This is a genomic window from Protofrankia sp. Cj5 (genome assembly GCF_917627405.1).
GTDB lineage: Bacteria > Actinomycetota > Actinomycetes > Frankiales > Frankiaceae > Protofrankia.
Genome location: NZ_CAKJTO010000036.1, coordinates 35,526 through 44,725, shown reverse-complemented (window position 1 = coordinate 44,725; position 9,200 = coordinate 35,526). Strand labels below are relative to the sequence as shown.

10 protein-coding genes are annotated in these 9,200 nt (G+C 69.7%); 6 read left to right on the top strand and 4 right to left on the bottom strand.

Annotated features, from left to right (window positions below; genetic code table 11):
• Positions 1 to 281: 281 nt before the first annotated feature.
• A complete protein-coding gene (locus MJ777_RS10320; RefSeq protein WP_239375535.1) occupies positions 282 to 1,094 on the bottom strand; it encodes an N-acetylmuramoyl-L-alanine amidase in 813 nt (270 codons plus the stop codon).
• Between the two features lie 131 nt (positions 1,095 to 1,225).
• Positions 1,226 to 2,044, bottom strand: a complete 819-nt coding sequence (locus MJ777_RS10315; RefSeq protein ID WP_239375533.1) for a DUF3097 domain-containing protein — start codon at positions 2,042 to 2,044, stop codon at positions 1,226 to 1,228.
• 120 nt (positions 2,045 to 2,164) lie between these two features.
• Here MJ777_RS10315 and MJ777_RS10310 point away from each other — a divergent pair, with 120 nt between their 5' ends.
• The 3 genes from MJ777_RS10310 to MJ777_RS10300 are packed head-to-tail and all read left to right on the top strand — an operon-like array spanning position 2,165 to position 4,231.
• A complete protein-coding gene (locus MJ777_RS10310; protein WP_239310272.1) occupies positions 2,165 to 2,761 on the top strand; it encodes an isochorismatase family protein in 597 nt (198 codons plus the stop codon).
• A gap of 31 nt (positions 2,762 to 2,792) precedes the next feature.
• On the top strand, positions 2,793 to 3,941 hold the full coding sequence (locus MJ777_RS10305; protein WP_239347241.1) for a cysteine desulfurase family protein: 1,149 nt from the start codon (positions 2,793 to 2,795) through the stop codon (positions 3,939 to 3,941).
• Positions 3,938 to 4,231 carry a sulfurtransferase TusA family protein gene (locus MJ777_RS10300; RefSeq protein ID WP_239310270.1) on the top strand — a complete coding sequence of 98 codons (294 nt, stop codon included), beginning with the start codon at positions 3,938 to 3,940 and terminating at the stop codon, positions 4,229 to 4,231. Before MJ777_RS10305 ends, MJ777_RS10300 begins: the two co-directional genes overlap by 4 nt.
• On the opposite strand, the gene MJ777_RS10295 is transcribed toward MJ777_RS10300, so the two are convergent.
• Positions 4,207 to 5,211 carry a carbohydrate kinase family protein gene (locus MJ777_RS10295; protein WP_239375531.1) on the bottom strand — a complete coding sequence of 335 codons (1,005 nt, stop codon included), beginning with the start codon at positions 5,209 to 5,211 and terminating at the stop codon, positions 4,207 to 4,209. The genes MJ777_RS10300 and MJ777_RS10295 overlap by 25 nt on opposite strands.
• Before the next feature lie 185 nt (positions 5,212 to 5,396).
• Positions 5,397 to 5,780, bottom strand: coding sequence for an iron-sulfur cluster assembly accessory protein (locus MJ777_RS10290; RefSeq protein ID WP_239310268.1), 384 nt, complete (start codon positions 5,778 to 5,780; stop codon positions 5,397 to 5,399).
• A gap of 430 nt (positions 5,781 to 6,210) precedes the next feature.
• On the opposite strand from MJ777_RS10290, the gene nadA reads away from it, so the two are divergent.
• The 3 genes from nadA to MJ777_RS10275 all read left to right on the top strand — a co-directional run bounded on the left by nadA (position 6,211) and on the right by MJ777_RS10275 (position 9,137).
• On the top strand, positions 6,211 to 7,458 hold the full coding sequence (gene nadA, locus MJ777_RS10285; protein ID WP_255720448.1) for a quinolinate synthase NadA: 1,248 nt from the start codon (positions 6,211 to 6,213) through the stop codon (positions 7,456 to 7,458).
• Positions 7,458 to 8,063, top strand: coding sequence for a DUF3043 domain-containing protein (locus MJ777_RS10280; protein WP_239375529.1), 606 nt, complete (start codon positions 7,458 to 7,460; stop codon positions 8,061 to 8,063). The genes nadA and MJ777_RS10280 overlap by 1 nt, the downstream gene beginning before the upstream one ends.
• 96 nt (positions 8,064 to 8,159) lie before the next feature.
• On the top strand, positions 8,160 to 9,137 hold the full coding sequence (locus MJ777_RS10275) for an aldo/keto reductase family protein (protein WP_239310266.1): 978 nt from the start codon (positions 8,160 to 8,162) through the stop codon (positions 9,135 to 9,137).
• Positions 9,138 to 9,200 lie beyond the last annotated feature (63 nt).

The following is a 9,200-nucleotide window of genomic DNA, read 5'->3' as shown; positions in this document are numbered from 1 at the left end:
TTAACTATTTAGCGCTTCCCGCTCGAGGCTGACTGGTCGCAGGGCAGGAACTTTCCGAGGTGGGCGGTCCCAGTATCGCCCACCTCAGTTCCGCTTCACGGCGTGCTGCCTTCGAGCGGCGCTCTTCTTCCGGTCGTTCGATTTTTCGCTCAGCGGGCCGAAAGATGCTCAGTCATTTTTCCATGCCGTTGGTGGCCTGTTTCCTGAAGCCAGCTGTTTCCCGGAAGCCGCCAACCGGAAACAATCAGCCTGGCCTGGCGGCGGAAGCGCGGGGGGACCGGTCAGGACGCGGACGGGACGAGGAAGGCCGTGATGCCGTCGGCGATACCCCGCGCGGCATGTTGGCGCCAGGTGGCGTCCGAGACCCGGGTGGCGTCGTCCGGGTTGCGCATGTTGGCGCATTCGATGAACGCCTTGGGCACCCGTGACAGGTTCAGCCCACCGAGGTCCGCGCGGAACGACAGCCCGGTGTCCGCGACGTAGTCGGCCCGGGGCTCGCCGGTGTTCCGTTCGAACCTGCTCCGCAGCACATCCGCCAGCCGTGCTGATGGGACGATAATCCCGGCGTTCCCGCCATCCGGGCTGAGGCTCGGGGCGATGACGTGAAACCCGGTGCCCTCCGGCGGCCCGCCATCGGCGTGCACGGACACCGCCGCATCAGCATGCACGTCGTTGCCGATCCGCGCCCGCTCGTTGATGCACGGGCCGACCCCGGAGTCGTCCGTCCTGGTCAACACGACCGTGGCACCGCGTTCGCGCAGGACCGCGGCGGCCCGGACGGCGACGTCAAAGGTAAAGGCGTGTTCCGGGTATCCGGCGTTGGTCTCGGCACCCGCGGTGTCGCACTCCTTGTCGATGCCGCCCGCGTCCACCTTGCGTGCGATCACCGCGGCCGCCGCCGCGTTCCCACCGTTGTGCCCGGGGTCCAGCAGGACCGTGCGTCCCCGCAGGGAGCTCTGCCCCGGCGGCGACAGCCCCGCGGCGGCGGCATCCGTCCGCTGCCGGGCCATGAACCCGGGCAAACTGGACAAACCAGGTAACACGCCGCGGGCCGCGAAGCCCCCGACCATTATTACGAAAACCGTGACGGCCACAGCGAACGCTCGCGGCCACGAAGGCATCTAGCGCCGCCCCAGCGCGGCTTGCCGGCCACGGGCAGCCGGGGGGACACGTGTCATGGTGGCCATGCCCGCGCCATGCGTCCGCGGGGCGGGGAGGCCCGTCGTCACGGGGCCGCCGCTGTCACGAAATCGATGAGGCGTTCGACCGCGCCGAGAAGACCCACCTCGATGTCGGTGTAGGAGCGCACGCTGGCGAGCACCCGACGCCACATGTCCACCGGCTCGGCGACCCCGAGGGCGCGGCACACGCCTTCTTTCCACGGCTCGCCCGGGGGCACCCGCGGCCAGGCCGCGATGCCCACGGAAGCCGGCTTCACCGCCTGCCAGATGTCGACGTAGGGATGCCCGGTCACCAGCACGTGCGGTGAGGTCACAGCCGCGGCGATCCGGCTCTCCTTGGAACCGGCAACCAGATGGTCGACGAGGACCCCGAGGCGGCGGCGCGGCCCCGGCCGGAAGGACGCGACGACAGCGGGAAGATCATCCACGCCATCGAGGGATTCCACGACGACACCCTCGATCCGAAGATCATCACCCCAGATGCGCTCGACGAGCGCCGCGTCGTGCAGTCCCTCCACGTAGATCCGGCTCGCCTGTGCGACCCGCGCCGGGTGGCCGCGAACGGCCACGGAGCCGGACGCGGTGCGGGCGGGGCCCGTGGGTGCCGCCCGCTGGGGCCTGATCAACGTTACCGGCCGGCCGTCGAGCAGGAAGGCCCCGGGCGCAAGCGGGAAAGCCCGGCGTCGGCCATGCCGGTCCTCAAGCAGCACACCGCCCGCTTCAACATCTACAACCGCGCCGCAGAAGCCGGTGGCGGCGTCCTCAACCACCAGCTCCCGGTCCGCCTCGACCGTGGGCGGCGGCGCGGGCCGCGTGCGCTTCTCCCGCGCCAGCACATCAGGCCCGTAGTCTCTGCTGCGCACCCGCCTACTGTAGCCCGGCCGTTCGCGGGCGCGTGCCGTCCGCGTGCCTCGTCGTTCACCCGTGGATCCGAACACGCAGGCGCGCGCGCCGCGGCTGGGCCGACGTCCCAGAATCAACCTATGACCGAGAGATACCGACCGGGTGTCGCCCTGCTGGTGATCGACATCCAGAACGACTTCGCCGCGCCCGAAGGCAGCCTGTACGTCCCCGGCGGCGAAGAGATCATACCGGCTGTCAATGCCGAGATCGAGCAGGCGGTGGCGGCGGGATCGCCGGTCGTCTACACCCAGGACTGGCATCCGCCCACCACCCCGCACTTCTCCACCAGCGGAGGCATCTGGCCGCCGCACTGCGTGCGGGAGAGCGTGGGCGCACGGTTGCATCCGATGCTGCGGGTGGACGGAACGGTGGTCCGTAAAGGGACGGGCGGCGAGAACGGCTACTCGGGATTCACCGTCCGGGATCCGCTCACCGACGCCGCGCAGGCGACCGAACTCCACCGGATTCTCGCTACCCGCGACATCACCACGATTGTCGTGGTCGGCCTCGCCGGGGACTACTGCGTGAAGGCAACGGCTCTGGACGGGCGGGCACTCGGCTATCAGGTGGTGGTGCCGCTCGCGCTGACCCGGTTCGTCACGCTCCAGCCCGGCGACGACACGCAGGCCATCGCCGATCTGCGCGACGCCGGCGTCGTGGTGGTTCCCGACCAGTGAACGGTCACGGCCGCCGCAATACCGTGGGAACGTGCCGGCTTACCTCGACCACGCGGCCACGGCCGTCCTGCATCCCGCGGCCCGTACAGCGCTGCTGGCTGCCCTCGACGACGGCTGGGCGGACCCTGCCCGCCTGTACCGCGACGCCCGCCACGCCCGCCTGCTGCTCGACGCCGCGCGGGAGACCGTCGCCGCGGTCATCGGTGCCCGTCCCGACGAGGTCAGTTTCGCCTCGTCCGGCACGCAGGCGGCCCAGCTCGCGGTTCTCGGCGCGGCCCAGGCCCGCCGCCGGTCAGGGAGACGGATGCTGGTCAGCGCCGTTGAGCACTCCTGCGTTCTGCACGCCGCGCAGTGGCACGAAGACGCCGGCGGCACCGTCGACACCGTCGGCGTGGACCGGTTCGGCCGGGTCGACCCGGCGGATTTCGCTCCCCCGCCGGATACCGCCCTGGCAAGCCTGCAACATGCCAACCACGAGGTCGCAACCATTCAGCCGGTAGCCGCGGCCGCGGGCGTGCTGCACGCCGCGGGCGTCCCGTTGCATGTGGACGCGGCCATGTCGGTCGGGCGGATCCCCGTGGACGTCCGCGCCCTCGGCGCCGATCTGCTCAGCGCCAGCGCGCACAAGTTCGGCGGGCCGGCGGGGGTCGGCATCCTGGTGGTACGGACCGGGTGCCGATGGGTCAACCCGCTGCCCGCGGACGAACGCGAGGGTGGCCGGGTGAGCGGCTTCCCCAACGTCGCGGCCATCGTCGCGACGGCCGCGGCCCTGCATGCCCGCGCCGCTGAGATCACCGCTGAGACGCCGCGCCTGGCCGGCTACATCGAGCGGCTGCGCACCCGCATCCCCCACCTCGTCAAGGATGTCGAGCTGCTCGGCGACCCTGATGCGGCCGGTCGGCTGCCGCATCTGCTTACTTTCTCCTGCCTGTACGTGGACGGGGAGTCGCTGCTCGGGGAGCTGGACCGGGCGGGGATCGCCGTCAGCAGCGGATCGAGCTGTGTATCGGACACGCTCGCCCCGAGCCACGTGCTGGCGGCGATGGGCGCGTTGACCCAGGGCAACATCCGCGTGTCGTTCGGTCGTGAATCCAGCGCGGCAGACGTGGACACCCTGCTGGCGATCCTGCCGGACGCGGTTGCCCGGGTCCGGGAGCGGGCCGGGGCTGTCAGCCTGTGACGCCATCCGACGCCGGTACGAGCGCCGCCGGCCACAGCGGCCACGGCGCCGCGTGGGATGGCGCCCAGCTCACCGTGGACGCACGCGGGCACCGGTGCCCGCTACCCGTCATCGAGCTCGCGCGCCGGATCCGCGAGGTCGACGTCAACGCCGACCTACAGCTGTGGGCAGACGACCCAGCCGCCGCGTATGACATCCCCGCCTGGTGCCGGATGCGCGCCAACACGCTGGTCGCGACCCGCGAACTGGCCAGCGGGGGAACGGCCTACCTCGTCCGCCGCTGTTCCTGATCACTCACCGGGAGATGCGGGGCGATCTCCGCGACGGCGTTGGGCCCATAGCTCTCCAAAAGCCGCTTGGCCAGGTCGTCCGGGATGGTGTCGTACTCCTGGGTGCCGATCGTCTCCAACGCGAGTGTCGCGAGCAGGCAGCCGAGCTGCGCGGACCGCTGCTGGGGCAGATCCCAGGCGAGACCGGCGAAGAAACCGGCACGAAAGGCATCACCGACACCCGTCGGATCGGGCGTCACCCTGGCCGGCACGACCGGTACGTGGAGCGGCGGCTCGCCGACAGCCTCGATCGAGACGCCGTCGGCGCCGTGGGTGGTGACCCGCGTCCCTACGCGTTGCAGTACCTGCGCATCCGACCAGCCGGTCTTGCTCTCCAGCAAGCTCTTCTCATATGCGTTGCACAACAGCCAGGTGGCCCCCTCGACAAGCCGGCGGATCTCCGGGCCGTCCATCCGGGCAAGCTGCTGGGACGGGTCGGCGGCGAACGCGATGGAGCGATCCCGGCACTCGTCGGTGTGGCGGAGCATGGCCTCGGGGTCGTTCGGGCTGATCACCACCAGATCCAGCGAACCGAGGCGCTCGATGATCGGCCCCAGCTCGATCAGGCGAGCATCGCTCATCGCGCCCGGGTAGAAGGAGGCGATCTGACACAGATCGCTGTCGGTCGTGCACACGAAACGAGCCGTGTGAAAAAGATCACTGACCAGTACCGAATCCGTGTCCACTCCATGGCGATCCAGCCATGAACGGTAGTCGGCGAAATCCTCACCGACCGCGGCCACCAGGACGGGGCGGAGCCCCAGCCGCCCGAGGCCATAGCAGATGTTGGCCGCCGCTCCCCCGCGCCGGATGACCAGATCATCAACCAGGAAGGACAGCGACACCCGTTCAAGCTGGTCGGCGAGAAACTGGTCGGCGAACCGCCCCGGGAAACGCATGAGATGGTCAGTGGCGATGGAACCTGTCACGGCGATGCGCACGACACGCGAGCTTACCCGGTCGACAGCCGCTCGCTGGCGGAAAGCCTCATCTTCGGGGCGCCGCGACATCCACCGGAACATGGCGATGGTGCTCGCCCCAGCCGGAAACCGGTCGAGGCGAACACCATCATCTGCCTATCCCTGACGCGCCGGAACGGGACGAACCCGACCCCGTGGCAATATGATCAGTGGAAGGAGTCGCCGCAGGCGCAGGAGCCCGCCGCGTTCGGGTTGTCGATCGTGAAGCCCTGCTTCTCGATCGTGTCGACGAAGTCGATCGTCGCGCCGCCGAGGTACGGGCTGCTCATCCGGTCGACCGCGACCTTGACACCCGAGAAGTCCAGCACGGTGTCGCCGTCGAGCTGACGCTCGTCGAAGAAGAGCTGGTACCGCATGCCAGAACAGCCACCGGGCTGCACGGCGATCCGCAGCTGGAGGTCGTCCCGGCCTTCCTGCTCAAGCAGGCTCTTCACCTTGCTCGAGGCCACATCGGTCAGGATGACGGTATTCGGCCGAGCCACGGTGTCCGTGCCGGTCACGGTGTCAGTCGTCGCGTCCTGGACGGTCATGGAGACTGCTCCCTAGGTTCCCTTGGGGCCCGCGAGTGCGCGAAAATCCATGCTCGCACATCGGTGGGCCAGCGAGCCCTTGTTGTCAGGTCTGGCCTGTATTGGTGTGCCCCACGCCAGCGGCCGCGCTCGGTACGCGGCCGCGTGAGATGCCGGTAAATATCGCCATTCAGGTGAATGTCGCCGTTCATGCCATCGCGGCGGTAGCCGTCACCCCCAACACCTACCTGCAACACCGCACGCCGCGATCGCCTTCCCATCGTACGCAGGAGCGCCGCGGACGACCAAGCACGGACCGGGGGGCTGTGATCGCGGACTCCCCCCGCCGACTGCGACACGTGCGCGCATAGCGAGTTAGAGTCTTATCGACCATTCGCGCACAGGCTAGGCGGCCAGGCCCCCCATCGGCCGGTCGACCGGAGGAGCGAGCATGACGATCAATCCCGCGCTCGGCCGCGCCGCCAGTACTCCGCCGGTCGGGCCGCCGGTCACATCGCCATCGGTCACAGCGCCGCCACCGATACTCCCGAATCCGCTTGCGATGCTGTTGCTCGGTCGCGCCGCCGATCCCGGCAGCGAGCCCGGGGTCGACTGCCCCGGCGCGCTGCCGCCGGCGTCAGATCCGCACCTGGTCGACCGCGCCGCGGCGGCTCGGGCGACGCTCGGCGACTCCGTCTTCGTGCTCGGGCACCACTACCAGCGCGACGAGGTCATCGCCTTCGCCGACGTGACCGGCGACTCGTTCAGGCTCGCGCGGCAGGCCGCGGCCCGTCCCGAGGCCAGCCATATCGTCTTCTGCGGCGTGCACTTCATGGCCGAGAGCGCGGACATCCTCACCGGGGAGCATCAGCAGGTGATCCTGCCCGACCTCGCCGCCGGCTGCTCCATGGCCGACATGGCCGCGATCGAGCAGGTGGAACAGGCCTGGGAAACGCTGGCGGACGCGGGCCTCGCCGAGGACACGGTGCCGGTCAGCTACATGAACTCCACAGCCGCGATCAAGGCGTTCACCGGGCGGCATGCCGGCACGATCTGCACGTCGTCCAACGCCCGCCGGGCTCTTGCCTGGGCATTCGGGCCCGAGCGCCGCGGCCGGCGGGTGCTGTTCCTGCCCGACCAGCATCTCGGCCGCAACACCGCGGTGCTGGAGATGGGCATGTCGCTCGACGACTGTGTCGTCTACAACCCGCGCCGTCCCGGCGGCGGTGTCGGGACGGCACAGCTGCGCGACGCGCGGATGATCCTCTGGCGGGGGCACTGCTCGGTACACGGCCGGTTCAGCCGCGCCTGCGTGGACGAGGTCCGCGCCCGCCTGCCCCGCGTCACCGTGCTCGTCCATCCGGAATGCCAGTACGACGTCGTCACCGCCGCGGACCTGGTCGGCTCGACCGAATACATCATCAAGGTCGTCGATGAGGCGCCGCCCGGTAGCGCTTTCGCCGTGGGCACGGAGCTCAACCTGGTGCGGCGGCTCGCGCATCGGCATCCGGACAAGACCGTGGTCTTCCTGGACCGTACGGTGTGTTATTGCTCGACGATGAACCGTATCGATCTACCCCACCTCGTGTGGGCGCTCGAGTCCCTCACCCGCGGCGAGACGGTCAACCGCATCACGGTCGACCTCGATGTCGCGGCCCACGCCCGGAAGGCCCTTGACCAGATGCTGGCACTCCCCTGATGGCCCTGTTGAAACGACGCACAACGGCGTCGGCCGCGCCCGCCGCCCCACCCACCGACGGGGCTACGCCCGGCGGCGGCGGAAACGAGCCGGGCAAGGGACGCCCGACCCCGAAGCGCAGCGCGGCACGCGCGGCACGCGCCCGTGGCGGCGTCCTCGCGGCCCCAGCTTCACGCAAGGACGCGCGTACCCGGTCCCGCGCGGAACGCCGTCGCCAGAGCCAGGAGTACCGGGCCGGGATGATGTCCGGGGACATCAGCAGACTGCCCCCGCGCGAGCGTCTCCCCGAACGTGTGCTGGCCCGGGACTTCGTCGACACCCGCCGCAACGTGGGGCCGTTCTTCCTGGTCGCCGCGGCGGTGTACTTCGTCGGTGGGCTCGTCCCGAACGTGTACGTCCGGCTCATCGCCACCTACCTGATGCTGCTGGGAATCCTCGCTGTGGCCGTCGACTCGATCGTGCTGTCGCGCCAGGTCAGCCGCAGAGTTGCCGAGAAATACCCGGCTTCGACGGTCCGGGTACGCGCGTACAGCGTGCAGCGCGCCCTGTTGCCGGCCCGCTGGCGGATGCCGCGGCCGCACGTCACCCGCGTCGGCAACGGGTGACGGACCACGCGGTGATCAGATGATGCCGGCACAGAGCGGGATGCTCCGGTACGACCCGGGCCTCAAGCTCTGTGCCGGGAATCATAGGGTGACCGGGTGGAGCATCGACGACTAGGACGCAGTGGGCTGAGCGTCAGCGAGATCTCGTACGGCAACTGGCTCACCCATGGCGACCAGATCGAACGGGATCAGGCCTTCTCGTGCGTACGCGCCGCGCTGGACAGCGGGATCACGACCTTCGACACCGCCGACGTGTACGCGGGTACGAAGGCCGAGGCTGTGCTGGGTGAGGCCCTGGAGGGGATACGGCGCGAATCGTACGAGCTGTTCACCAAGGTCTTCTGGCCGACTGGGCCCGGCCCGAACGATCGCGGTCTGGGGCGCAAGCACATCATCGAGTCCTGCCACGCCTCGCTACGGCGGCTGCGCACCGATCATCTCGATCTCTACCAGGCACACCGCTATGACCCGACCGTGCCCCTGGAGGAGACCCTGCGGGCCTTCGAGGACCTGGTGCGGGCCGGCAAGGTGCTCTACGTGGGTGTCTCGGAGTGGGACGCCACGCAGATCGCCGCCGCGGTGGAGATCGCCGCCGCGACCGGCTTCGACCAGATCATCTCCAACCAGCCGCAGTACTCGATGCTGTGGCGGAAGATCGAGGCGGAGGTCATCCCCACTTCCCGCGCCGCCGGCATCTCCCAGCTCGTCTGGTCACCGGTCGCGCAGGGTGTGCTCACCGGCAAGTACCAGCCGGGAACCCCACCGCCGGAGGAGACTCGTGCGGCCAGCGGCTCCGGCGCGGGTTTCATCCGGCGGCTGATGGGGGACGAGGTTCTCACTCGGGTCCAGGGCCTGCTGCCGGTCGCGGCCGACGTCGGCCTGTCCCCCGCGCAGCTGGCCGTCGCCTGGGTGCTGCAGAACGACAATGTGGCATCAGCGATTATCGGAGCGTCACGACCAGAGCAGGTTCACGAGAACGTCAAGGCCTCTGGAGTGACGCTGGACCCGGAGGTCCTGACCCGGATCGACGCGGTGCTCGGCGATGTCGTCGTCACCGACCCGGACATCGTGTAACAAGCGGACGCGAAGCGACGGCCTCACGGCCAGGACGCGCTAAGAGCGCCCGGCAATAGGGGC

Excerpts from the sequence above, each read along its gene's own strand:
- nadA (WP_255720448.1), top strand. The coding sequence starts at position 6,211 with ATGACGATCAATCCCGCGCTCGGCCGCGCCGCCAGTACTCCGCCGGTC.
- MJ777_RS10280 (WP_239375529.1), top strand. The coding sequence starts at position 7,458 with ATGGCCCTGTTGAAACGACGCACAACGGCGTCGGCCGCGCCCGCCGCC.
- MJ777_RS10290 (WP_239310268.1), bottom strand. The coding sequence starts at position 5,780 with ATGACCGTCCAGGACGCGACGACTGACACCGTGACCGGCACGGACACC.
- MJ777_RS10310 (WP_239310272.1), top strand. The coding sequence starts at position 2,165 with ATGACCGAGAGATACCGACCGGGTGTCGCCCTGCTGGTGATCGACATC.